The following is a 24,992-nucleotide window of genomic DNA, read 5'->3' on the forward strand; positions in this document are numbered from 1 at the left end:
TCAGCGCTGAAACAGGACCGGAAACCAGTCTTCACGAAGACGCTGCCCCGGCGTCATGTCATGGCCGGGAAACGGTGGAGAGGTTCTGCCAGGACGCTCTACATACCGCGCGTCATCGCCGACCAGCCGCAGAGAAAAGGCGCGGCGACGGCTGTCCGAGTGGTTTCCTCGCGCACCGTGAAGGGTGCGATAATTGAAGGCAACGGCGTCACCGGGGTCCATTTCGAATTCGACGACCTTCATGCCCTCAGCATCCGGGTCCGGCACGGGGATGTACTGGCCTTCATCCGGGAAAAAACCTTCCTCAGAAACCCAGCGGGTTGGCAGCACCTCTTTCTCCCACCGGTGAGAGCCCGCGACACAGCGCAACGTCGCCTGCCTGACCGGATCCAGCGGAGACCAGAAGCTGATGGTTTGCTGACCCTCAACGAAGTAATATGGGCCATCCTGATGCCAGGGCGTGGCCATGGATGTCCCGGGCTCTTTTACCAATACGTGGTCGTGAAACACCTGAACACTTTTCGACTGCATCAGGTCCGCTGCGACCTCGGCCGCGGGCGAGTTTTCGATCACCTCGCGGAACTGCGGGATGCGGGTCCAGTTGCAATAATCGTCAAAGAACAGACCCGTTTGACCCTCTTTCTTGTTTTCTGATGCATACGGGCCAGGCTCTGCCATATTCGCGGCAATGCCGTCGCGCAGTTGATCCACATAATCTGCAAACAGCCCTTTGATCAGAACGACGCCATCATCCTGATACGTTGTGATCATCTCTTGAGTTACAAGCGGGTGAGGCATCCGGGTCTCCATTCGTTTTCCAATCTTTTGCGTTGAAGGAGTGTTCTGTTCAAATCATATCTTTCGAAGTTATAATTAACTTCATGTTATACATTTCACTGCGTCAGTACGAATACGTTTGCGCGGTCGGGCGCCACGGCAGCCTGTCCGCAGCCGCACAATACCTGAATGTATCGCAACCGGCCCTGTCCACAGCCCTGACGCGTGTCGAAGCACATTTGGGACACCCGCTGTTTATCCGCCGCCGAGGCTCGGCCATGGCGCTGACGCCTCAGGGGAGAAAATTCATCGATCAGGCCGAGACCCTTCTGAAAGACGCAGCCCAAATCGAGTCATCAGAAACACCGTCGCCGGGCACGACACGTCTAAGACTGGGGTGTTTTACGGACCTCGCCCCCTTCCTGCTGGCACCCGCCCTGCACCATTTGCGCGATGCTTTTCCAAACATCGCTATCACTTACTTTGCTGCGTCCTTTGAAGGGCTGCTGAACAGATTGATTGATGGCCAGATCGATATTGCCATCACTTACGAGCTGACAATGGATGCGGGGTTCACACGAGCAAAACTGTTCGACAGTCGGCCAAAGGCCCTTATGCCCCCGGATCATCTATTGGCGACAGCGGGCACGGTCTCACTGGCTGACTTGGCTGCTCACCCGTTGATCCTGTCAACAGAAGGCTGGTCGGCACAACACATCCTCAGTCTCTTTCGGCGCAACGGTCTGCACCCGACTGTCGCGCATAGGGCAGCATCGATCGAGATTCAGCGCAGTCTTGCAGCCCATGGCGAAGGGATCGGGATCAGCTATACCAGCCCGCTCAACCCGGTCAGTTATGACAACAGACGTCTTGTCAGTGTTCCGATCAGCGATCAGGACGCAACTGAATCCGTTGTTCTTGCGCGCCACGGAACAGGGCCCGCTGACGCAACCATTGATCAGGTTGAACGTTTGTTATTGGCGAGTTTGAAAGGTGGTCTTGGCGCTACTTTTTGCGCAGGCGAATGACAACGTCAACCGAGGCAATCTCGACCCCTTCGGGCGCTTCGGGCAGGCGCTGGATCACCAATTGGTCCGATGGCGCATCACTCAGGCGTGCCTCGTCTTCCCAATAAAAATGAGGGTGATCATGCGTGTTCGTGTCGAAATAGCTTTTTGACCCGTCCACAGTGATTTCCTGCAGAACGCCGGCGTCGCAAAACGCACGCAGGGTATTGTAAACCGTCGCCAGTGATACAGCGTCACCATTCGCCTTGGCAGATTCAAACAGGCTCTCGGCGGTAACGTGACGATGGCGGCCATCGCCCACCAATAGCTCGGCCAACGCCACACGCTGACGCGTCGGACGCAGGCCAGCGTTCACCAGCCAACCCGTAGCTATATCGCCGCTCTGCGGTGTCATTGATCCAATACCCATAGTGACTTCCATTATATATAGGAGCGCATGGTTGGCAATTTCAAATGAAATTCATTCGCAAAGAACGCGGTATACACAACATGATGTGGCCGCTGCTCTTGCAGGACCTTGCAAACGGGTGCTAGACGAGGCCAGATATTACGAACGGACCCACGGCAGGAGAGGCGGCAAGAATGGCCCAGTTCCCGAGCAGTTTTGACAAAGACGATCTGCTGAAATGCGCCCGCGGCGAATTATTTGGCCCCGGCAATGCACAATTGCCCGCCCCGCCAATGCTGATGATGGACCGGATCACCGACATCTCGGATGATGGTGGCCTGCACGGCAAAGGCCATGTGCTGGCCGAGTTCGATATCATCCCTGACCTTTGGTTCTTTGACTGCCATTTTCCAGGCAACCCGATTATGCCGGGTTGCCTGGGCCTTGATGGTCTATGGCAGCTGACCGGTTTCAACCTGGGTTGGCGTGGATGGCAAGGGCGCGGCATGGCCGTTGGCGTGGGCGAAGTGAAACTGACCGGTATGGTTCGTCCGGACCGCAAGATGCTAACGTATAAAATCGATTTCAAAAAAGCGATTCAGACACGTCGCCTGACCATGGGTGTGGCAGATGGAATCGTCGAAGCCGATGGCGAGATGATCTATGATGTCAAAGATATGAAGGTCGTTCTGTCCGAGGCCTGAGCCTGACCGACCCGAAACAAGGAGTGCGCACATGCGTCGAGTAGTCGTCACCGGTCTGGGGGTAGTGTCTTCGATCGGGAATAATGCCCAAGAGGTTCTGGCCTCGCTCAAAGCAGGTAAATCCGGGATCGAAGCCAGCGAACAGATGGCAGAACACGGGTTTCGCAGTCAGATCGCGGGAACGCTCAAGATTGACGTGGCTGAACACGTAGACAAACGCACCCTGCGCTTCATGGGTCCGGGCGCGGCTTACGCTCATATCGCCATGTCTCAGGCCATTGCAGATTCCGGTCTGACCGAGGACCAGGTAGTCAACCCGCGCACAGGTTTGGTGGCCGGATCCGGCGGCCCGTCGACAAGCGCGATGCTGACCGCGCATCAGACGGTTCTGAGCACCGGTGCAACCAAGCGGATAGGGCCGTTCGCCGTGCCAAAATGTATGTGCTCGACAATCTCGGCAAACCTGGCGACCGCATTCAAGATCAAGGGTATCAACTATTCGATCACCTCGGCCTGCTCGACCTCGCTGCATTGCATCGGCAACGCGGCCGAACAGATCATGCTGGGCAAACAGGACGTCATGTTTGCTGGCGGCGGCGAAGAACTGGACTGGACGCTTTCGTGTCTGTTCGATGCGATGGGCGCGATGTCGTCGAAATACAATGACACGCCCGAGAAAGCCTCGCGCGCGTTTGACGAAAACCGTGACGGGTTTGTGATTTCCGGTGGCGGCGGCATCCTCGTTCTGGAAGAGTTGGAGCACGCTCTGGCCCGCGGTGCAAAGATATATGCCGAAGTCACCGGCTATGCTGCCACCTCGGATGGCCACGATATGGTGGCCCCTTCAGGTGAAGGCGGCGAGCGCGCGATGCGGCTGGCGCTGGGAACACTGCCCGAAGGTCGCAAGGTCGGCTATATTAATGCACATGGGACCTCGACCCCCGTCGGTGACGTTGGCGAAGTAGAGGCTGTGCGCCGCATCTTCGGTGAAAGCAATGTGCCACCGATCTCCTCGACCAAATCAATGACTGGCCACGCGCAAGGCGCGGCAGGAGCGCTTGAGGCGATCTTCTGCCTACTCATGCTGGACAATGATTTCATTACGCCGTCGATCAATGTCGACACACTCGCCCAAGGCATCTTGCCCGGTGAAATTGCAACTGAAGTGGTTGAAAACGCAGGACTGGACAGTGTCATGACCAACAGCTTCGGCTTTGGCGGCACTAACGGGTCCATGATTCTGTCTAAGTATAACGGGTGAAAGTGATGTCGGATCTTCTCAAAGGTAAACGCGGCCTGATCATGGGCGTGGCCAATGACCGCTCAATCGCGTGGGGCATTGCCAAGGCCATGCACGAGGCAGGCGCAGAACTGGCCTTCACCTATCAGGGCGAAGCGTTCGGCAAGCGGCTGGAACCTCTCGCTCAAAGCTTGGGCAGCGATTTCATGGTGGATGCCGATGTGACCGACGACGAGTCACTGGATCGCGCCTTTGGTGAGCTGGCTCAGCGTTGGCCCACCATCGACTTTGTTGTTCATGCCATTGCGTATTCGGATAAGTCCGAGCTGACAGGCCGGTTTCTGAATACCACGCGGGCGAACTTCAAACACTCGATGGACGTGTCGGCCTATTCTTTCATCGAGGTGGCGCGCCGCGCCTATCCGATGATGAAGGACAATGGGGGTTCGCTGCTGACGCTGACCTATCAGGGATCAAACCGGGTTGTACCGAACTACAACGTCATGGGTGTTGCCAAGGCTGCGCTGGAATCGGCGACCCGTTATCTGGCCAATGACCTTGGCCCGGATGGTATCCGCGTGAACGCAATCTCACCTGGGCCGATGAAAACCCTTGCCGGTGCGGCCATTGGCGGAGCGCGCAGGACATACAAGTTCTGTGATCAGAATGCGCCGATGCGTTCGAATGCCACACTGGAAGCTGTTGGCGGGACCGCAGTTTACCTGACATCTGATGCGGGTGCCTGCACGTCTGGTGAAATCATCCGCGTTGACGGTGGTTTCCACGTTCTGGGCATGCCACAACCCGATTTCATGTGACCATATCTTTCCCTGCCGCCGCCAAGATTTCACCATCTTTGGGCGGCAGGACTTCGATATGAGCAAGCTAGATCAAATCATTGCAAACAACGCACGGTCAGTGCAAAGCCGGAAGAAATCCGGTTTCCTCAGCCAGCGGGCCAGAGTGCTGCTGCTCGCGCTGACTTCATTGCTGCTGGTGTTTGTCTTTTTCACCCAGCCACAGGTACGTGCAGCTGTTGAATCTTTGATCGGCTGAAGTCCGTGCAGGATTTCCAACCCGAACTAAGTCTCAATTGATCGAGACGACTTCAATCTCAAACACCAGATCCTGTCCGGCCAACGGATGATTCCCATCCAGGGTTACAGTCGCTTCGTTGGCGTCCACAACTGTCACTGGTACGGCCTGACCGTCCGGTGTCTGCATCTGCAGTTGAGTGCCCGGATCCAGCGGAATATCCTCGGGAATACCCTCACGGGGGATTTCCTGACGCATCGCAGGATTGATCGGGCCGTAGGCGTCGGTACAGGCAATCTCGACCCGTTTCTTGTCACCTGCGGACAAACCGGGCATGGCACTGTCCAGACCGGGAATAATCTGACCCGATCCAACCACGAACTCCAACGGATCGCGCCCATCCGAGCTGTCAAAGACTTTGCCATCCAGCAATGTCCCTGTGTAATGGATGCGAACCGTGTCGCCTTGCTTGATTTCGGTCATAGTGGCCTCCGGCCGTTTTAGGGGTTAAGCGGCCAACCCTAGAGATTGACACAAAGTTGTAAACCCTTGGCCCTTTCCCCCCATTCCGTGTTGTGCCAACCTGCGCGCAATCAAAGGAGGGTCATATGGCAGTCACGACCTGCGTGTTCGACGCCTACGGAACACTGTTTGATGTTGCGGCCGCCGCCCGGCAGGCGGCAAGCGAACCTGGATTCGAAGCACTGAAAGACAAATGGCCCGAGGTCGCGGGACATTGGCGCCTGAAGCAATTGCAATACACGTGGCTGCGTGCAGTGGCTGATGCGCATGCGGACTTCTGGGATGTCACGCAGGACGGGCTGGACTGGGCGCTGGAAGCTGCAGGCCTGCAGGGCAACCCTGAACTGCGCCAACGCTTGCTGGATCTTTATTGGGAGTTGCAGGCCTATCCCGAAGTTCCTGCCATGTTGAAAACCCTCAAGGATGGCGGGATGCAGACTGCCATCCTGTCCAACGGATCACCGCCCATGCTGGACGGTGCTGTTCAGTCCGCCGGGATCGGCGATGTGCTGGATGACGTGCTGTCGGTCGAAAGCGTTGGGGTCTTCAAGCCCCATTCCCGTGTCTATGATCTGGTTCAGAACAGGTTTGACTGCGCCCGCGACGAAGTCTTGTTCGTCAGTTCAAACGGCTGGGATGCCGCGGGGGCCAGCGGTTATGGTTTTGTCACCGTCTGGGTCAATCGGATCGGGGAACCAATGGACCGGCTGCCGTGGACGCCAGCGCATGTTCTGTCTGATTTGACCACCATTCCCAAGCTGGCTGGTCTTTGATGTCAGACTTTACGACTTCGGACGGCAAGCGCATCTATTTCGAAGACCATGGATCGGGCACGCCGCTTTTGTGTCTGGCCGGATTGACCAGAAACAGCCGGGATTTTTCGTATTTCGCACCACATGCCACTGAACTGCGCATGATTGCGATGGATTACAGGGGGCGCGGCCGCTCGGACTACGACCCCGATTTCATGAACTACAACATCTTTCGTGAATCCCATGACGCGATTGAACTGCTGGATTTTCTGGGCATCGAAAAAGCGGTCATTCTGGGCACCTCGCGGGGCGGGCTGATTGCCATGGCACTGGCAGCAAGCCACCCCGAACGCTTGGCCGGTTTGATTCTGAACGATGTGGGGCCCGTCATCGAGACGTCAGGCATCGCCAAGATCATGGCCTATGTGGGCGCACAACCCACCGCGAAAACCCATGACGAAGCTGCTGCCGCCCTGAAACATGTGATGGAGCCGCAATTCCCCGGAGTTCCCCTGGAGATCTGGCGCAAACAGGCCGAAATTCAATATAAACAACAAGGGGACAGGCTGGCGCTGCGCTATGATCCGGCCCTGCGCAAGGCGCTTCTGGAACAGGCCGCGAGCGGTGCTATACCCGACTATTGGTTGTTTTTTGAAGCGCTGCGCAACATTCCATGCGGCGCGATCAGGGGCGCAAACTCGGACGTTCTGAGCGCAGAAACACTGGCTGAGATGCACCGGCGGCATCCCGGTCTGATCTCGGCCGAAGTACCGGATCGTGGGCATGTTCCGTTCTTGAATGAGCCTCAATCTCTGGATGTCATCAAAAAGGTATTGAAGAACGCTGCATGAGCACAATTGAAATGATCGAAGCCGCGGCCATACGGCTTAATGGACATGTCCGCGAGACACCAATTCTGTCGTCGCCATTTCTTGACGCGATTGCCGGGCGCCGGATTTGGGTCAAGCCGGAATGCCTGCAACATACGGGCAGTTTCAAGTTTCGGGGAGCTTGGTCTGCCATATCCGCGCTGGACGAAGACACACGCCCGCGCGGCGTGATTGCATATTCTTCGGGCAATCACGCACAAGGCGTTGCGATGGCGGCGGCGAAACACGGTATTGCTTCGGTCATTGTCATGCCGTCGGACGCGCCACACCTGAAAATCGAAAACACCCGCGCGCTTGGAGGTGATGTCGTTCTTTACGACCGTGCAAACGAAAGCCGTGAAGAGATCGGGGAGACCATCGCCGCCGAACGCGGGCTGACTCTGATCCGGCCATATGACGAACCTCAGGTGATTGCCGGGCAAGGTACTACCGGCTTGGAAATCGCCAGACAGGCCGCGGAACTTGGGTTATCTCAGGCGGATGTTCTGGTCTGTTGCGGCGGTGGCGGCCTCACCTCTGGCATTGCACTGGCATTGGAAAAACACGCCCCCGACCTAAGGGCACGCCCGTGCGAACCGGAAGGGTTCGATGACGTCAAACGATCACTGGCGACGGGACGGATTCAGAACAACAACGCGGCATCAGGCAATATTTGCGATGCCATCCTGACACCGCAACCCGGCGACATCACCTTTCCCATCCTAAACCGTCTTTGCGGGCCCGGTATTTCGGTGACCGAAGAAGAGGCCCTGCGGGCTATGGCACTTGCTTTCCTGCGCCTCAAGATCGTGCTGGAGCCCGGCGGCGCAGTTGCATTGGCCTCGGCCCTGTTCCGGGGCGACGAGATTGAGGGCGACGACGTGATCGTGGTCACATCGGGTGGTAACGTCGATCCGGATGTTTTTGCCAGGGCGTTGGAATTCCTGACCTGACAGGCATCCCAAACCTGTGCAAGTTGCACCTGGAAAGCCGGGGCTGCAAGGACCTGAGTCATGATGATCGCTGATCTGGGCGACGTGAAACTGAATTACCGTGTCGATGGTGCGGCGGACGGCGCGCCACTGGTTTTTGCCAACTCATTGGGAACAAACCTGCACATATGGGACGCAGTGTTACCGCACCTGCCCAAAGGGTTGCGTATCATCCGGTATGACAAACGCGGGCATGGGCAATCCTCGGTTCCACCGGCGCCTTATTCTATGGGTGCCCTGATCCGCGATGCCGAGTCGCTGCTGGATCACCTGAAGGTTCGCGACTGCGTTTTTGTCGGCCTGTCCATTGGCGGGATGATCGCACAGGGGCTGGCCGTCAAACGTATGGATCAGATACGTGCGCAGGTTCTGTCGAACACCGCTGCCAAAATCGCCACACCCGCAGTCTGGCAGGATCGGATCGACGCTGTGCGTCGCGGCGGGATTGAAGCGGTGGCAGACGCCACGATGGAACGCTGGTTTTCCCGTGATTTCCGCGCAGCGCAAAACCACCTGCCATGGCGCGACATGATGATCAGCCAACCGCTTGACGGATATCTGGGCTGTTGCGCTGCCGTCGCCGGGACCGACTTCTATACACCCACAAGCGGCCTGCGCCTTCCCACGCTTGGCATCGCCGGAAGCGAGGACGGCTCGACCCCGCCCGATCTGGTGCGCGAAACTGTCGACCTGATCCCCGGATCGCGGTTCGAACTGATCCGCAGAGCTGGCCATTTGCCCTGCGTCGAGAAACCCGCAGAATACGCAGCAATCCTGACCCGGTTTCTGACCGATATCGGGCATATCTGAAGGAGAACAGCGATGGCGTCTTTCCTGTTGGTCCACGGCTCCTGCCACGGAGCCTGGTGCTGGCGCGACCTGATCCCCGCGCTGGAAGCTCTGGGACATTCGGCCCGGGCCATCGACTTGCCCAGCCATGGTGCAGATCCAACGCCGGTGTCCGAGGTGACGCTGGAAAATTGCCGCGATGCCGTTCTGAACGCCTGCACGCCCGATACGATTGTCGTGGGTCACTCGTGGGGCGGGTATCCGATCAGCGCCGCCGCCGAAGCTCGACCGGACGCCATGCGCGCCCTGATCTTTCTGTGCGCCTACGTGCCTCACGATGGCCTTTCGCTGGCAGAAATGCGCAGACGCGGCCCGCAGCAGACAATTGCCCACGCGATTGACAAATCGTCTGACGGGCTGTCTTACACCGTGTCGGTAGATGCCATCCCAAAGCTGTTCTACCACGATTGCCCGGACGATATCCTGCCTTACGCCTATGCGCGCCTGTGCCCACAGGCCATTCGCCCCCAGGAAACACCACTGCCGGTCGGCACGAATTTCAACGAAGTGCCCAAGGCCTATATCCGCACCACAGATGACCGAACGATCCCCGCGGAATATCAGGCGGACATGTGCGCGTTTATCCCGAAGGACCTGCGGCTAACCATCGACAGTTCGCATTCTCCGTTTTTCTCGCATCCACAGGAACTGGCCGGATTGCTGAGCGAATTGGCAAGCAAATTTGAGTGATGCAGCAGGTTGGACGTGAAACTCTGTCTTTCCACATTCAGTGACTGTGCCTAGGGTGCCACGAACAGATCACCCGCCCGAGTTCCATGCGCCTGCCATCACTCTTCATCCTCAGCATCGTCATGATCGACGCAATGGGCATTGGTCTGGTTATGCCGATCATGCCGCAACTGATTGTTGATGTGCAGGGCAGTTCGCTTGCCAATGCAGCGATCTGGGGCGGAGTGCTGAGTACCGCTTTTGCGGCGATGCAATTTATCTTTGGTCCAATCCTTGGAAACCTGTCCGACGCCTATGGCCGCAGAACTGTGCTGCTGCTGTCGCTGTTCGTCATGGCGCTTGATTATATGGTTATGGCAGTGGCGGGCAGTATCTGGCTGTTGCTGGCCGGTCGTATTGTCGGCGGTATTACCGCAGCCACGCATTCCACCGCCGCCGCGTTCATGGCGGATATTTCCGATCCCAAGGACAAGGCCGCAAACTTTGGCCTGTTGGGGGCGGCCTTTGGCGTCGGATTTGTGCTCGGACCAGTGATCGGCGGGTTGCTCAGCGAATATGGAACCCGTGCCCCGTTTTGGGCTGCGGCAGGTCTGGTGGCACTGATCTTTGCCATCGGCTGCTTCGTGATGCCTGAAACCGTGACCGACAAGACCCGGCGCGCCTTCAACCTGCGCCGCGCCAACCCGGTGAATTCGCTGCGCGCCATTGCTGCACTGCCCGGTATCCGACCTATGCTGTGGGTCTACTTTCTGTATTCGGTCTCAATCTACGTCTACCCCGCTATCTGGTCCTTTTTCACCACCGAGCGGTTCGGATGGTCCCCTCAGATGATCGGCCTGTCACTGGGCGTCTATGGGATCGGCATGGCCGTTGTGCAGGGCGGTCTGATCCGCCCCGCAATCCGATTGTGCGGAGAACGGGGTGCCATCATCTACGGGATGGGTTTTGAAATTCTTAGTTTCGCAATTCTGGCCTTTCTGACCAACGGGTTCATTGCGCTTTTGTTCATCCCAATCACCGCAATCGGGGCAATAGCCACACCGGCACTTCAGGCAATGATGTCCAAAGCGACACCAGATTCGCAGCAAGGAGAGTTGCAGGGCGTCCTCGCCGCGCTCAACGCGCTTTCGATGGTAATCTCGCCCCTGGTCATGACCAGCGTATTTGCGCAGTTCATTCGCCCCGACACACCGCTGTACCTGCCGGGTGCTCCTTTCCTGCTGGCACTGGCGCTGATGCTGGCCGGGTTCGTTTTGTTTCGCCGGTCCCCGCCTGTCGTGGCTTAACAACGACACTCACATGGCGGTTTCCGCCTTGCGATCAACGCTTTCCCACGCCACCGTGGGGCCAACGGGAATGAGGGAAAACATGCAAACAATCAAAGCCGCAGTCTGCCGGGCATTCGGCGAACCCCTGGTTATCGAAGAGGTTCAACTGGCGCCCCCCGGCACGGGCGAAGTCGAAGTGACGCTGGATGCAGTGGCCATATGCCATTCAGACATATCCTATGCCGAGGGTGCCTGGGGAGGGTTCCTGCCCGCCGTTTACGGACACGAAGCCGCAGGTGTGATCTCCGCAGTCGGAGAGGCCGCTGGGGACTTCAGGATTGGCGAGCCTGTGGTTGTGACGCTGATCCGCGCGTGCGGGTCCTGCCCCAGCTGTGCCGGAGGGCACCCGACAAATTGCGAAACACCGTACGACACCGTCAAAGGCCCGCTAAAAACGGCTGACGGTAGTCCTCTGGAACAGGCCATGGCCTGCGGCGCGTTTGCCGAAAAAGTTGTGGTGAGCCATCGGCAGATCGTCAGGATACCCGAAAGCCTGCCCAAAGACCTGGCCAGCCTTCTGTCTTGCGGGGTGATCACCGGGGTCGGCGCTGCTGTAAACGCCGCCAATTTGCGTCCGGGTCAGGATGTCGTTGTCATCGGTGCGGGTGGTGTTGGCCTGAACGCCATTCAGGGCGCACGGATCGCAGGAGCACGACGGATCGTGGCCGTCGACATGACTGAAGAAAAGCTGGAAATCGCGAAGGAGTTCGGCGCGACCCATGGCGTGCTGGCCAGCCTGAAAGAACCCTGGAAGGCAGCGTTCAAAGCCCTTGGCGGACGCGGTGCCGATGCGGTTCTGATTACGGTCGGTGCAATCGCCGCCTATGATCAGGCCCCGCGTTATCTTGGCCGCGGCGGTAAGGCCATCATGATCGGAATGCCGCATTCGGGCGGCATGGCCAGCTATGAACCGGTTGTTCTGGCAGCCCTCGGCCAGGGTGTTGTCGGCTCAAAAATGGGTGATGTGGTTATTCAGCGGGACATCCCCTGGATGATCGACCTCTACGAGCAGGGTCGGTTGAAACTGGACGAGCTGATCTCGGGCCGCTGGTCGCTGGATCAGATCAACGAGGCCATTGCCGATACCAAAACCGGATCTGCCAAGCGCAACGTGATCCTGTTCGACAGAACCTGATCTCCCGGCTCGGAGGAACTGAGATGAAACTGCAGGATCTCGACATCATCGTCACCGCCCCACCCGCTCCGGGTTGGGGGGGGCGATACTGGATATTGGTCAAACTGACGACAGACACCGGCATAACCGGTTGGGGCGAATGCTATGCCTCGTCCGTCGGACCTGAGGCGATGCGCCACGTCATCCGGGATGTGTTCGAACGGCACATGCTGGGCGAGAACCCCGAAAACATCGAGCTTATGTTCCGCCGTGCCTATTCCAGCGGCTTCACGCAGCGCCCCGACCTGACGGTGATGGGCGCATTCTCGGGGTTGGAGATCGCCTGTTGGGATATTCTGGGCAAGGATCACGACCGCCCGGTTTACGCCCTGTTGGGCGGCAAGGTGAACGAGCGAATTCGCTCCTACACTTACCTCTACCCTTTGCCGCATCACAATCTGACCGACTTCTGGACCTCTCCCGAACAAGCGGGTGAAACAGCCGCTGAAATGGTGCGACGCGGCTATACCGCTGTAAAATTCGACCCGGCGGGCCCTTATACAATCCGTGGCGGCCACATGCCCGCGTTGAGTGACATTTCCATGTCCGTCGCCTTTTGTAAGGCAATTCGCGAAGCGGTAGGGGACAAGGCCGACCTGCTGTTTGGCACACACGGTCAGTTCAACACGGCTGGTGCCATTAGGCTGGGACAGGCGCTGGAACCATATCAGCCCCTATGGTTCGAAGAACCCACGCCACCTGATATGATCGAAGACATGGCCCGTGTCGCCCGCAACGTCCGTATCCCCATCGCCACCGGAGAGCGCATGACAACGAAGGCCGAGTTTGGAGCCGTTCTGCGCGCCGGGGCTGCGGAAATCCTACAACCGGCGCTGGGGCGAGCCGGAGGAATCTGGGAGATGAAGAAAGTCGCCGCTATAGCAGAGATATTCAATGCTCAGATGGCGCCACATCTTTATGCAGGACCGGTCGAATGGGCCGCCAATATCCACCTGGCCGCGTCGATCCCGAACCTGCTGCTGCTGGAAACCATTGAAACCCCGTTCCACAACCAGCTGATCAAAGGTTCCATTCAGATAGAGGACGGCTTCGTGATCGCTCCGACAGCGCCGGGACTTGGGATCGATGTCGACGAAGACCTGGCCCGCGCGCACCCGTATGAAGGTCGCGGCTTGCACTTGCAGATGCAGGAAGAGCCCTGCGATTACGTTAATGGCAATGCTTTTCAGGGCGGTGCCCCTGCAACCGAGGGGTGACAACGCAGACGGGTTTGAGGCATATTGACCCAAGATTAACGGCACAACGGTCAAAACGTGACACTCCTAGAAACCGAACCTCAGGCACACACCTCGGACACACCATCAGAAATGAAAGAAAATGCAGCCCGCGCGGCTGCATTTCTCAAGACACTGGCGCATGAAGGGCGCCTGATGATCCTGTGCCACCTTGGGAATGGCGAGAAATCGGTAGGCCAGCTTGAGGATTTGCTGCAATTACGACAAGCCGCCGTCAGCCAAATGTTGGCCCGTCTGCGGGAGGAAGGATTTGTCACCACCCGAAGAGATGGCAAAACGATCTATTATTCGCTAAGCGATGGAAATGCAGCGCAGATGATCGGTCTGCTGTACGAGCTGTTTTGCGAGCCTGCCAGCTGATCACGCCTAATTGGACACGTAACCGGCGATCACCTGCATCAGCTTGAACGCGGTTGCCGCATCGTTTTCCACAACGGCCAGGAATTCTTCCTCACCGATCCTAAGGCAGGATAGTTGTGTTTCGGCCACCATGCTCAGCGCGCGTGGTTCTTTGCGGATCAGACCAAGTTCACCCACCAATGCGCCCGGCCCCACGGTGGTGATCAACTGATCGGGTCCATCTTCCTGTGGCAGGTACAGGCCTGCCTCTCCCTCCAGCACTACATAAGCGCCATCGGTGGGCTGATCATCTTTCAGGAACACCACCTGCCCAGGCTTGGCATCGAACCATTGCGCCCCAAAAGCCAGAAGGCGCAATTGCCTCCGGTCCAGACCTGAAAACAAGGGGGTCTGCTCCAGCGCGCGCAGTTTCCGCGCCAGATCTGCTGAAGATGCGCTGTCTTTTCCCACGTCTACCGGTCCTCCATCCGAGACGACACGACCTTGCCGGATTTCCACGAACATGTCGAATACGTCCGGGTTTTCGAACTGGTCATTGAGGTAGAACACCGTGGCATCCGGCAGCAACTCGCGCAGCTTCTTGTAAACCGATACCTGCGTTTTCATGTCGTAACTGGCCAATGCCTGCTCCAGGATCAGGATATCTGGCTTCTTGATTGTCGCGCGGGTAAACGCCAGCGGTTCGGCAAAAACCGCCGGAAGGCTCTGCCCACCCAAAGCAACCGGAATGTCATAAATCAGCTCGACCACCAAAGGACGCGCGCCGTTCTCCTCCAACACGTCGACAATGACCTTGCGGGCCTCATCCGATCGCGCGCCGCCTATCTGGCTGACCTTGCCGAACAGCGCGTTTTCCATGACCGTCAATCCAGGCGCGAAATCTTCCGGATCCAGCGGAACAAATGCGTCCTTGAGGCTTTCCAACAGCTTATCCGAATGACTCTGCCTCAGTTCCAGAATGCGGTCTTTCAGCTCATCCGTGAAAGCCGGGCCAATCTGCTCAGCCGAGACGACGAAAGGCACGGCCAACATACTGGCCAGCTGTTCGTCATCCAGCCCTGATGTTCCCTCTTTGCGGGTCTGTTCAACCAGCTCCACAGCTGCCTCATAAGTCTTTGCATCAAGACCCAGCTTGCGGAACAACGGATGGTCGGTTCCGTCGAACCCGAAGATCTGTCGCAGCATCTCGATCACGTCACGGGTCAGGGCGATCAGCGTCTCATCCAGCCCCAGCTCTCGCAACTGCATGAGGAAAACCTTCTGCCGGGCAAGCAACGCCTGCGTCACCGGCACGCGGGGCGTCGCAAAAAGCAGGTTCTCGGCAACAGGCAGCGCCGGGTTGTAAGCATTCCGGTCGAATATCAGCGCCTGCTGCTCAAGACCCGCGTCATGGACCGCCTGCCGCACAAGCGGGCGCAGCTCGACCAGTTTCCTTGCCAGTTCGCAGTGTTCGGTCGCAACAAAGCTTTGTTCGGCACCGCGCCGAAACAAGGCTGCACCAGACCCCATTCCATCAATCAGCTGCAACCACCAGTCGCGCAACGCCGTCGCGTCTTCAAACCCGGCCAGCGCCGGGTCAAGCCATTCCACCCTGAACGGATCCATGCTGTTTCCAGCCCGCAAAGTCTCGGCAAAATCAGGGTCGTCTGAGGATTCAGCCAAGGGTTTGAATCGCATCGGCATCATCACGTTGTCACCCAACGTTCCCTGAAACATGACCGGGCGGGACGTTGCGTACCCGATACGCGCGGCCACAACGCCCTGATGCAGATCTGCCAGGTTCAGATCCCCAACCTGAACCGTGCCGGCAGCGGGCAAAATCTCGCGGGTCAGCAGCTCACCCATGGCGCGCCGATCCTCTTCGCTGGGTGCGGCGATACCAATCGTCTTGCCACCGGGAAAAGTAAGATTCAGATCATCCAGCACCTGATTTCCGTCCATGTCGCGAACTGAAACGTGATTCAACACGATATCGCCGCTCAGGTGGGGGCGCTCTGCTAGTTCGCCCTCGAACAGCACTTCATCCTTCAATCCGGCCGGATCGAAACGGTCAACGACGATTTCCCAGCGCAACGACATGTCCTGGGTTTGGTTGTAATAGGTCAACAGCTCTTTCCAGGGTGAGCTCAGATCCTTGTACGCCGCTAGCGCGGCAACCAATGCCCCCAGCGAAACCGAACCCTGCAACACCAGAAGGCCACCAATCAGGTAGAACATGAATGGTGTCAGCTGCGAGATGAAGTTGTTTATGAACTTCATAAAGAACTTCTTCTGGTAAATCTCAAAGCGGATCGTGAAAAGCCGCCCCAATTGATCGGAAACCATAGCCCTGCGATAGCGCCAACCGCCATTGCTGCGTAGGGTTGACGCCCCTGCCGCGTTTTCGCCGATCTGGGCAGCCAACGCCCGTACTTCCTGAATGCGTTTCTTGTTCAACAGGTTGATCTGACGTTGTAATTTGGGGATTAACCAGGCCTGTACCGGGATCAGGGCGACAGCGGCCAGCCCGAACCAAAAGCTTTGCAAGAACAAGAAAGAAAGGATGGTGATCATCTGACCGGCTTGCAGAACCGGCTGGCTGATCGCATCGCCCATCAGCCCCCCCATTGGTTCGCTTTCAGCCGTGATCATCGAGACCATTTCGCCTTGGCTGACCCGTTCGAAATAGGGTTGCGGAAAAAGAAGCGCGCGGCTGACCAGCTGATACCGAAACCGTCGCAGCATGCGTTCGCTCAGCACACCCTTCATGGTGTTGATGCGCATTTTCATCAGCCCGTGCGCCAACACGGCAACAAGGAAAGCAAAGCACAAGATGATCAGGAAATTCGTCTGTGAAAGCGTATAGCCCCAGACATCCACTTCGGCCGTTGTCGAACCGATTGCGTCGTTGATGATACGCTTGGGCAACTCCAGCGTAAGATAGAGCAACGGAAACAACGTCGCCGTCACAGCCAGCAGGATCAGCTGATCACGTTTGGAGTATTTCCAGATAAAGCGGAAAATCGTGCGTTCTATGGAACCTGCCCCTACTGCTGGCCGATAACACGGCCCGGACGCCGTGCGCCCAAATTCAACAGTTTGAATTTACTGCCATACTGACACGTTATGCAAATTTTTTCCCTCCTGAGAATTTTCTTTATCTTATGTGAACTAGTTCATTTACGCATGGCCGTGTTATTGCCTAAAGTCGGTTTTGAACGATATCGGGAGGGTTCTTTTGACTGCCAGTATTGGCGCAGTGCTACTTATGCTTTGCCTTTTACAGATTAAGCATATGTTCGCTGACTACTACCTCCAGACACCGAAGATGCTCTCTGGCAGAGGCGAGTATTTTCACTTGGGACGCGCGCAGCACGCAGCAGTTCATGTTGCGGGCTCTGTCATCGTGTTTGCCGCTTTCGGCGCGCCGCTGTTGTTTATCCTGATTGTCGAATTGCTTGAATGGGTCATTCACTTCAATATCGATTTCGTGAAAGCCAGCTATTCAGACAAGAAACAACTTGAGCCCACGCAGGCCGCATTCTGGCGTGCGGCTGGGCTGGATCAGTGCCTGCACAACCTGACCTATGTGGCGATGGTCTGGGCCTGGGTCACCTTCGCGGCAACGTAACTAACATCAGGGTATACTGTCCGTTTCGCAGCCTGGAAGCTATGCGCCGATCCTTCGGTCGGTCATAGCGAGGTAAGCTGTAAACCTGCCCCGCTCGACTTTGATTGTTGCAAAAACCCGACTAGCCCAGAACCGAAAAACTGCTTTCCTCATTGATCGGGCGCTTGCGTGAGTAAAAGCCCACGTCGATGGTGCGTTTGATATAAGGCAGTTCAAATTGCAGTGGTTCCGCGTCGTGGTCCGCTCCGCCTTCGCAATACGCGATCAGGGCCGCCATCATCTTACCCGCAATCGGTGCATTCTTGTACTGGTTCCCGCTGGACCCGCAGGCCATGTAAAACCCCGGCAAGCTGGATTTGTCATAGATCGGAATCCAGTCAGTAGAGGCATCGTAAAGGTCAACCACGCCCCGCGTTTTTGATGGAATACCAAGGCTGGGTACACGCTGCGCGTATCGCATGGCCTGTGTGGTCCATTGGTCCGTGAACTCTCGGTTATAGGTGACATCATCCTCGCACCATTGATGCGGATCGCATTCCGGGTCCTCAGATCCCACAAGGATGTGATTGCCGTGTTCCGGGCGGCAATAGCAGGCGATGTCGCTGTCCGAGACGATGGTTCCGTCGTTTTCAAAGTCGAACCCCTCCGGGGCAGGGACATGCACGACCTCTTGCCGCAGGGGGCGGGTTTTGATGGTCATGTCGTCCAGAACGCCTGCCATCCCATTGATGATAGCCGAGCCCGGCCCGGCCACGTTCACGACAACCCTTGCGCGGATTTCTTCGCCCGAGGCCAGCTTGACTCCGGAAACGCGACCATCTTCGGTCAGGATCTCGGTAACTTCGGCACTGGTGCGGACCTCGGCCCCGTGCTGTTTGGCAGCATCCATCAGGTTTTGCGCCGACAAGGCCGGGTCGGTGACATATCCCGCCTGCGGCCAGTACACTCCACCCGTCATCTTTCGCCCGTTGGGCTGGCCGAATTCCGGGTCATCCATGCGGCGCGCCGGGGCAAAGCTGTCCAACGAATAAACCGGCAGGCGTTCAACCACTTTTTCCCCCGACCATTCTTCGAACGGGCAATCCAGTTCTGATGAATTGCGCATGTGCTTTTCCAGCATCCCGTTCGCCTCGGTCTTCATGACCAGGCAGCCGGTTTCCCTGAACTGAGCCAGATTGGCCCCCTCTGGCAGTCCAAGATAGTCAGCCCAGTCGCGCCAGTAATGATAGCCTTCCCAGGCAAACGCCGTTCCGTCAAAGGTGGAATAATGCATCCGGATGATCGCGCAGGACCCGGCGGTTGAACCGTGCCCAACCTGTGCGTTACGATCCAGAGACAGGGTTTTCCAGCCCACCTTGGACATTTCGAACGCAATGGCCGCGCCGATCACACCTGTGCCAATGATGATTGCGTCTGGTTGACTCATGTCGGGTCTCCTTTCCAGTAGCGCCGGGAATATGCGCTGAATTCTTCAACTTCTTCGGGTTTCGGTTCAACGCCCGTAAAGGCGTATAGGTAATGCGGCACCATCGAGATCCGCGTCTCGAAGGGTTCGTTCAATTGTGCCAGATCATATCCGATCTGCATGTAATACAGCACGCGCGCACGCGTTTCGGACTCGATCTCGGAATAGCCGTATCTGGCGAACATCGCGTGCAAAGCTTCAAGTCGCCGTGTGTCTGACTGGTCCAGCGCACGGCGTACTTTGCCCGATTTACGCGCCCAGTCGCGCACGGCAAAATCCAATGCGGTGTCAAACAAGTCCGTGTTGACCACACAACGATGCACATTGCAGACCGCGCCCGTTATCGTTTCGGCTGGTGCTTCGGCCTGTTTTACAAGCGCAACCGTATTGGTCGCCTGCCACCGCGCCAGCAGTGCATCCAAAAGTTCCTGTCTGGACTTGAAGTACCAGTAGAAGGATGAACGTGACACGGCCATCCGCTCGGCCAGGTTAAGAACCTTGATCTGGTCCACCCCGTCCGAAATCAGCACGTCCATCGCTACGTTCAGCCAATCGTCTCGGGTGACCTTGATATTGCCGATCAGGGGCTCGGCCTCGGGATCATCGCGGTGAAGGATAGGTTTGTTGTTCATTCAACTCTCCGGTGGCGCCCCGCCCTCTGCGGTGCGACGTGCGATAAAGTCCTGCAAGGCACCAAAACGATCATTGTCTATGGCAGGGGCCTTGAAATCGTTCAAGATACCCTGCCAAACCCCCGTTGCACGTTGGTTGGCATCTGTTGAACCGCGCTCGGTCCATGTGCCGAAATTGGCGTAGTCATGGACATGCGGTTGATAGAACTCGGTGGTGTAGCGCTCCATCGTCTGGGGGCAAGCAAAGAAATGGCCGCCGGGCGCGACCTCACTTAAAGCGGTATCAAAGCCAATCTCGGCGGACCCCGCCTGCGCGCCCGCGCAAAGCTCGGCCACCATATTCAGCACCTCGGCATCGCAGACCAGCTTTTCGAAGGATACGGTCAATCCCCCTTCCAGCCAGCCCGCGGAATGAATGATCACAGTCGCCCCGGCCATCAGGCAACCCCAAAGGCCAAACTGGTTCTCATTCGCCGCTTGCACGTCGTTGCTGTTTGACGCTGACCCTGCCGCCGACCGCCAGGGCAGGCCAAGGTGACGGGCCAACTGGCCCGCAGCAAGTGACGCCTGAAAATGCGAGGGCGTCCCGAATGCAGGCGCGCCGGATTTCATGTCCACATTGCTGGTGAACGTGCCATAACACACCGGAGCGCCCGGTCTGGCCAGCTGCGCCAAGGTCAGCGCGGCCAGCGTCTCGGCATGGGACAGGGTGATTGCCCCGGCCACGGTGATCGGCGCCATCGCCCCCATCAGGGTGAACGGTGTGATGATCGACATCTGACCGTGGCGCGCAAAGTCGATCAGCCCTTGCGCCATGGGAATATCCAACGTGCGCGGGCTGTTTGTGTTGATGATCGTGTAACAATGCGCATTGCCCCGAAACTCATCATCCGACAGACCGCGCGCCGTGGACAGCATCTCAAAGCAATCCATGACCTGCGGCGTGCCGCGCGAGAAGAGGAACGGAAACTTGTCGGTCAGTTCCATCTGCGCTTGTGTCGTGAAGTAGTGGCGCAAATGCGTCGGTACATCCTGAGGTTCAACTTGAGGCGAGATCATCTGGAACACATCGAAATGATGGGTGAGCTTCAGAAACTCCAGATAATCCTGACTGGTCGCCGGGCGACGGCCACGCTCAAGATCGGTTGCGTTCGGCGCGCCTGCCCCCGGTTGAAAAACCAGCGAACCCAGTTCCAGAGTGAAATCCCGATGCCGCGAACCGGCGCGACAAGCGATAGATTTGGGGGCCGAGGCAACGGCAGCCTCAACCATCTCGCGCCCGATAAAGACCATTTCACTGCCTTCATCCACACGCGCGCCACCCTGCTTGAACAGCTTGCGCGCCTCGGGAAGCAGGGTCTTTACACCCAACTCCTCGAGCGTACGCAACGCTGTCTCGTGCATGTCCGCGATCCGGTCAGCCGGGAACACCTCCATCAAAGGGAAAGGGTTCCTGAGCTGGCGATAGTTCACATCGCGGCTGGGCTGCGGGGCAGCCGCGCCCCCTCGCCTTCGGCGTCGTCGGTCCGGAGCCGTCATGATCAGCCCCGCATCGCTTTGCCCTGAGGGTCGTAGGGCGACGGTGCAATTACCCGCGCCGGACATTCCACCCCTACGACATGGACAGACAGTTCCGTACCCGGGTCCACCTTGTCACGGTCAATCAAGGCCATTGCCAACGACTTGCCGGTATAGTGCCCGTAACCGCCTGAGGTCACAAAACCCACGCGTTCACCATTGGCCCAGACCGGCTCATACCCGCTGGCATCGGCGTCCAACGCATCGATTTCCAGTGTCACCTGCACCTGCGCCGGGCCATTGCCATCCCGTTCGGCCAGAGCGGCCTTCTTGCCGATGAAATCCTTGTCCCAGTCGATCCAGCGATCCATGCCGGTCATGCCGGGTGTGTAAGCCTGCGTGAACTCTGCCGACCAGATGCCAAAGCTTTTCTCAAGCCGGGTTGATAGCATCGCATTGAAACCGCACTCGCGGATACCCTCTTCTGCACCGGCTTCCAGCAAAATGCGGCGCAGCTTGATGTGATCGCCATAGCGGCAGTTGATTTCATACCCTTTTTCGCCGGTCACCGACATACGAGCCACGCGGGCACGGACGAGACCGATGTCGAAATCACCGCAGCCCATGAATTTCAGACCCGAGATATCCTGTTCGGCCAATTTTTCGACCACCGCCTGCGATTTTGGTCCGACCACGGCGAACCCGCAATACTCCTCTCCCAGGTCGCGGACAGTGACCCCATCCGTCATATGATCGTTGAACCATCGCATATGCCAGGCGCGCAGGTAATAGCTGCCCATGATCCACCAGGTGCCATCGCCCCAGTTCAACACGGTCAGATCGCCTTTGAGCCGCCCGTCCTCGCCCAGCATCGGCGCCAGTTTGGCACGACCCGGGGCGGGCAGTTTCGATGCCATAACGTTATCCAGCCACGCTTTGGCATTTGGGCCCGAAACCTCAAAGCGGGAAAAACCCGTGATATCCATCAGGCCCACGCCCTCACGGATGGTCCTGCATTCAGCGGCCACGATGTCGTGCGCGTTCGAACGTTTGAGCGTTGGCGTTTCCTCGAACCCTTTGAGCGCGAAATACAGCGGCACCTCCAGATCCCAGCTGACACCCCATTTGCATCCGGCCTCGGTCATCGCGTCATGCGCCGGAGCCATCTTCAGCGGGCGACCCGCAGGCAATTGCTCGTTCGGGTAGGTCATCACAAAGCGGCGCGAATAGAACTGGCCAGTGGTTTCACGGATATACCGCTTGTTCTGTGCGAAATCACCATAGCGCGCCACATCCATCGGCCAGGCGTCCGCTTCAGGCTCGCCGTGGATCATCCATTCGGCCAGTGTTTTCCCAACGCCACCACCTTGCAGGAACCCGGCCATCACCGCGCAGGCGGTCCAATAGCCGCGCTTGCCCGGAACCGGACCAACCAGCGGGTTACCATCCGGCGAGAACGTGAACGCACCATTGACCCATGTCTTGATGCCCACGTTCTGGATTGACGGATACCGCTCAAAGCCCAATGTCAGTTCGTTCTCGATCCGGTCAAGCTGTTCCTGAAACAGTTCCTCGCCATAGTTCCACGGTGCACCATCCATCGCCCAGTGTTCATGATCGACCTCGTAGATCCCCACCAGAACGCCCTTCTGGTCCTGCCGCATATAAGTGAATCCTTCGAGGTCCACAGTCATCGGCATCTCGAAATCCGCCTGTGCCACTTCGGGCACAGTGTCTGTGATCAGATAGTGGTGCTTCAACGGCGAGACTGGCAGCTCTACCCCGGCCATACGCCCAACCTGCTTGGCCCAGAGCCCGGCCGCGTTGACCACATGTTCACAGGTGATCGTGCCCTTATCGGTCACAACCTGCCAACCATCATCTGTCTGAATCAGCTCTTCGACCTTGGTTTCCTCGAAATATTCGGCACCACGTTTTCTGGCCGCAGTCGCATAAGCCTGAACAGTGCCTGTCGTATCGATATACCCTTCGCGATCCGCCCACATCGCGCCCAAAACACCGTCGGTTGACATGATTGGGCAGCGTCTCTGTGCCTCTTGCGGGGTCAGCAGCTCGCAATCATCAATGCCGATTGACTGGAAGATGCGGTAATTGGCCTGCAACCACTCCCAGCGTTCAGGCGTACCGGCCAGCGTCAGACCACCGGTCATGTGCAAACCGATATTCTGGCCCGATTCTTTTTCGATCTCACTCAGTAGGTCAATTGTGTAGGCCTGCAACGAGGCCATGTTTGGATCCGCGTTCAGGGCATGGATGCCGCCCGCTGCATGCCAGGACGATCCCGATGCCAGCCGCCGCCTTTCCAGCATGACCACATCCGACCAGCCGAATTTGGCCAGATGATACAGAACCGAAGCACCAACGACGCCCCCTCCAATGACCACTACGCGATATTGGGATTTCATCCCGACCTCCCTGAACAGAATCTTGGAAGACGCTAGTAGCACTGTTCAGTTCTGTCTAGACATTTCTGTACAGTGCGGAATGCGAGAACTCTGCCGAATGCTTTGCAAACCTAAAGCTGCGCGCTTGGGCGGGCTTTCACGCTTTCAAACCAGACCTGCGTGTTCGTATTGCCGTCCGGTATCCGCATCTTTATGACGCGCGCGAAATCGACAAAAACAAAAGTGGATATATCCGCCAGAGTGAATACATCGCTAGCGACATACGCGCTTTGCATCAGCCGCGCCTCCAGCAGCTCGAAAAACGACGCAACCCGCTCGCGCCCACGTAGCGCCAGCTCAGGGATCTGCGCATGGTTAACAGGGCCGGGAATAGCACGGTCTTTGAACGCCGGGTGGCTGTTGCGCAAAGCCTCAGCGATGGGCGCACCGCCCTGCTGCTCGGCAATTGCGTTCCACATCAAGACCAACCCTTTTTCATCAGCGGTACGGCCCATTAAGGACGGCTCGGGGAAACGCGCTTCAAGATACGCGGCGATGCCAAGATTTTCGGTCAGGACTGCGCCTTCATCCGTTACCAGAACCGGGATTGTGGCCCGGGGGTTCACTGCACGAAACTCAGCGCTCAACTGCGTGCCCTTAGCAATCGAGATTTCGTGCGTTTCGATGTCCAACCCTTTTTCCGCGATGAACATGCGAGCACGGCGCGGGTTTGGGGCTGTAGAGCAATCGTAGAATATCATGCGGGCCCCTTCTTTCTGATCAGCGCCGATAGATGAAACAGCGCCCTTCGACGGCACAATCGGGCAACGGCATTTCCTCCAGCCGCTCGAAATACATCCGGTCGCTTGATACCATTAATCCACCCGGTGCCAGCAAGGACTCGATCAACGGGGAAACAAGCCGAGCAAAGATGTCGTTCTTTTCGCGATTATGCCCTCCAAGGTCTGCATGGATCAGGCTTGCCGTCGGCCCAAACCTGTCGACCGCCGCTGGCAGCGTCTCGCGCACATCTCCCAAGATCACCCGATCCTCGGGCGGGGTTGAATCGGGGTGCGAAGCCACCGCGCGTTCGAACACAAAGACAGGGCGTCCATCGATGTGCTGCACAAGATGATGATAGGTGCGCCCATTGCCCAGACCCAGTTCAAACACCGGACCTGCCATGCCTGCCGTTTGCGCAATCGCGTGATCCAGACAGGCGCGCTGTGACACCATTCGATCGATAAACAAGTCCAGACGGCTTTGATTCTTGGACACCGGTAAATATCTCCTTGATACCAATCGAAAGCATAGATGCCCCCGACGCCGCCTTAGATGACAAATTCTCAAGACTTTGTGTAGCGACGAAGCCCAAAGTTTCACATTTTCGCGACATTT

At 57.6% G+C, this 24,992-nt stretch carries 25 protein-coding genes; 15 read left to right on the top strand and 10 right to left on the bottom strand.

Features of this window, described 5'->3' with window-relative positions; all coding sequences use genetic code 11:
- The gene (locus ACR0JI_RS15010) at positions 1-798 is read right to left on the bottom strand and encodes a phytanoyl-CoA dioxygenase family protein (protein ID WP_480494864.1); all 798 of its coding nucleotides are present in this window, start codon (positions 796-798) and stop codon (positions 1-3) included.
- Positions 799-881: 83 nt separating this feature from the next.
- On the opposite strand from ACR0JI_RS15010, the gene ACR0JI_RS15015 reads away from it, so the two are divergent.
- Complete coding sequence (locus ACR0JI_RS15015) at positions 882-1,805, top strand: LysR family transcriptional regulator (RefSeq protein WP_480494866.1); 924 nt, start codon at positions 882-884, stop codon at positions 1,803-1,805.
- Here ACR0JI_RS15015 and irrA read toward each other — a convergent pair.
- Entirely contained in the window at positions 1,783-2,199 is a 417-nt protein-coding gene (irrA, locus tag ACR0JI_RS15020) for an iron response transcriptional regulator IrrA (protein WP_267366106.1), read from the bottom strand. The two genes, ACR0JI_RS15015 and irrA, sit on opposite strands and share 23 nt — an antisense overlap.
- Positions 2,200-2,387: 188 nt before the next feature.
- Here irrA and fabA point away from each other — a divergent pair, with 188 nt between their 5' ends.
- From fabA to ACR0JI_RS15040, 4 genes are read left to right on the top strand one after another with little or no spacing between them, the layout of a single operon-like run.
- Positions 2,388-2,897: a bifunctional 3-hydroxydecanoyl-ACP dehydratase/trans-2-decenoyl-ACP isomerase gene (fabA, locus tag ACR0JI_RS15025; RefSeq protein ID WP_480494867.1), complete on the top strand. Its 510-nt coding sequence runs from the start codon at positions 2,388-2,390 to the stop codon at positions 2,895-2,897.
- Between the two features lie 31 nt (positions 2,898-2,928).
- Entirely contained in the window at positions 2,929-4,158 is a 1,230-nt protein-coding gene (gene fabB / locus ACR0JI_RS15030; protein ID WP_480494869.1) for a beta-ketoacyl-ACP synthase I, read from the top strand.
- 5 nt (positions 4,159-4,163) lie between these two features.
- Complete coding sequence (locus ACR0JI_RS15035; RefSeq protein ID WP_267366101.1) at positions 4,164-4,955, top strand: enoyl-ACP reductase FabI; 792 nt, start codon at positions 4,164-4,166, stop codon at positions 4,953-4,955.
- A 58-nt stretch (positions 4,956-5,013) separates the two neighbouring features.
- Complete coding sequence (locus ACR0JI_RS15040; protein WP_480473800.1) at positions 5,014-5,193, top strand: hypothetical protein; 180 nt, start codon at positions 5,014-5,016, stop codon at positions 5,191-5,193.
- A gap of 33 nt (positions 5,194-5,226) precedes the next feature.
- Here the strand turns inward: ACR0JI_RS15040 and ACR0JI_RS15045 are convergent, their stop codons facing one another.
- On the bottom strand, positions 5,227-5,655 hold the full coding sequence (locus ACR0JI_RS15045) for an FKBP-type peptidyl-prolyl cis-trans isomerase (protein WP_209505363.1): 429 nt from the start codon (positions 5,653-5,655) through the stop codon (positions 5,227-5,229).
- A gap of 125 nt (positions 5,656-5,780) precedes the next feature.
- Here ACR0JI_RS15045 and ACR0JI_RS15050 point away from each other — a divergent pair, with 125 nt between their 5' ends.
- The 9 genes from ACR0JI_RS15050 to ACR0JI_RS15090 all read left to right on the top strand — a co-directional run bounded on the left by ACR0JI_RS15050 (position 5,781) and on the right by ACR0JI_RS15090 (position 13,964).
- The gene (locus ACR0JI_RS15050; RefSeq protein ID WP_480473801.1) at positions 5,781-6,467 is read left to right on the top strand and encodes a haloacid dehalogenase type II; all 687 of its coding nucleotides are present in this window, start codon (positions 5,781-5,783) and stop codon (positions 6,465-6,467) included.
- On the top strand, positions 6,467-7,297 hold the full coding sequence (locus ACR0JI_RS15055) for an alpha/beta fold hydrolase (RefSeq protein ID WP_480473802.1): 831 nt from the start codon (positions 6,467-6,469) through the stop codon (positions 7,295-7,297). Before ACR0JI_RS15050 ends, ACR0JI_RS15055 begins: the two co-directional genes overlap by 1 nt.
- Complete coding sequence (locus tag ACR0JI_RS15060; RefSeq protein WP_480473803.1) at positions 7,294-8,268, top strand: threonine ammonia-lyase; 975 nt, start codon at positions 7,294-7,296, stop codon at positions 8,266-8,268. Before ACR0JI_RS15055 ends, ACR0JI_RS15060 begins: the two co-directional genes overlap by 4 nt.
- 60 nt (positions 8,269-8,328) lie before the next feature.
- A complete protein-coding gene (gene pcaD / locus ACR0JI_RS15065; RefSeq protein ID WP_480473804.1) occupies positions 8,329-9,117 on the top strand; it encodes a 3-oxoadipate enol-lactonase in 789 nt (262 codons plus the stop codon).
- 12 nt (positions 9,118-9,129) lie between these two features.
- Entirely contained in the window at positions 9,130-9,846 is a 717-nt protein-coding gene (locus tag ACR0JI_RS15070; RefSeq protein ID WP_480473805.1) for an alpha/beta fold hydrolase, read from the top strand.
- An 86-nt stretch (positions 9,847-9,932) separates the two neighbouring features.
- A complete protein-coding gene (locus tag ACR0JI_RS15075; protein ID WP_480473806.1) occupies positions 9,933-11,132 on the top strand; it encodes a TCR/Tet family MFS transporter in 1,200 nt (399 codons plus the stop codon).
- An 82-nt stretch (positions 11,133-11,214) separates the two neighbouring features.
- Positions 11,215-12,309: a Zn-dependent alcohol dehydrogenase gene (locus tag ACR0JI_RS15080; protein ID WP_480473807.1), complete on the top strand. Its 1,095-nt coding sequence runs from the start codon at positions 11,215-11,217 to the stop codon at positions 12,307-12,309.
- Between the two features lie 23 nt (positions 12,310-12,332).
- Positions 12,333-13,565 (top strand): mandelate racemase/muconate lactonizing enzyme family protein, encoded by a 1,233-nt coding sequence (locus ACR0JI_RS15085; RefSeq protein WP_480473808.1) that lies wholly within the window; start codon positions 12,333-12,335, stop codon positions 13,563-13,565.
- Between the two features lie 111 nt (positions 13,566-13,676).
- Positions 13,677-13,964: an ArsR/SmtB family transcription factor gene (locus ACR0JI_RS15090; RefSeq protein ID WP_480473809.1), complete on the top strand. Its 288-nt coding sequence runs from the start codon at positions 13,677-13,679 to the stop codon at positions 13,962-13,964.
- Positions 13,965-13,970: 6 nt separating this feature from the next.
- On the opposite strand, the gene ACR0JI_RS15095 is transcribed toward ACR0JI_RS15090, so the two are convergent.
- Positions 13,971-16,967 carry a cyclic nucleotide-binding domain-containing protein gene (locus tag ACR0JI_RS15095; protein WP_480494909.1) on the bottom strand — a complete coding sequence of 999 codons (2,997 nt, stop codon included), beginning with the start codon at positions 16,965-16,967 and terminating at the stop codon, positions 13,971-13,973.
- A 244-nt stretch (positions 16,968-17,211) separates the two neighbouring features.
- On the opposite strand from ACR0JI_RS15095, the gene ACR0JI_RS15100 reads away from it, so the two are divergent.
- The gene (locus ACR0JI_RS15100) at positions 17,212-17,574 is read left to right on the top strand and encodes a DUF3307 domain-containing protein (RefSeq protein WP_480473810.1); all 363 of its coding nucleotides are present in this window, start codon (positions 17,212-17,214) and stop codon (positions 17,572-17,574) included.
- A gap of 121 nt (positions 17,575-17,695) precedes the next feature.
- On the opposite strand, the gene ACR0JI_RS15105 is transcribed toward ACR0JI_RS15100, so the two are convergent.
- The 6 genes from ACR0JI_RS15105 to ACR0JI_RS15130 form a co-directional block, all read right to left on the bottom strand.
- Positions 17,696-19,000, bottom strand: a complete 1,305-nt coding sequence (locus ACR0JI_RS15105; protein ID WP_480494871.1) for an NAD(P)/FAD-dependent oxidoreductase — start codon at positions 18,998-19,000, stop codon at positions 17,696-17,698.
- A complete protein-coding gene (locus ACR0JI_RS15110) occupies positions 18,997-19,671 on the bottom strand; it encodes a TetR/AcrR family transcriptional regulator (protein ID WP_209505343.1) in 675 nt (224 codons plus the stop codon). Before ACR0JI_RS15110 ends, ACR0JI_RS15105 begins: the two co-directional genes overlap by 4 nt.
- Positions 19,672-21,210 carry a trimethylamine methyltransferase family protein gene (locus ACR0JI_RS15115; RefSeq protein WP_480494873.1) on the bottom strand — a complete coding sequence of 513 codons (1,539 nt, stop codon included), beginning with the start codon at positions 21,208-21,210 and terminating at the stop codon, positions 19,672-19,674.
- A gap of 2 nt (positions 21,211-21,212) precedes the next feature.
- Entirely contained in the window at positions 21,213-23,615 is a 2,403-nt protein-coding gene (locus ACR0JI_RS15120) for a GcvT family protein (RefSeq protein WP_480494875.1), read from the bottom strand.
- 110 nt (positions 23,616-23,725) lie between these two features.
- Entirely contained in the window at positions 23,726-24,355 is a 630-nt protein-coding gene (locus tag ACR0JI_RS15125; protein WP_480494877.1) for a glutathione S-transferase family protein, read from the bottom strand.
- A 19-nt stretch (positions 24,356-24,374) separates the two neighbouring features.
- Complete coding sequence (locus tag ACR0JI_RS15130; RefSeq protein WP_480494878.1) at positions 24,375-24,872, bottom strand: class I SAM-dependent methyltransferase; 498 nt, start codon at positions 24,870-24,872, stop codon at positions 24,375-24,377.
- Positions 24,873-24,992 lie beyond the last annotated feature (120 nt).

The organism is Ruegeria sp. N10 (genome assembly GCF_056531545.1).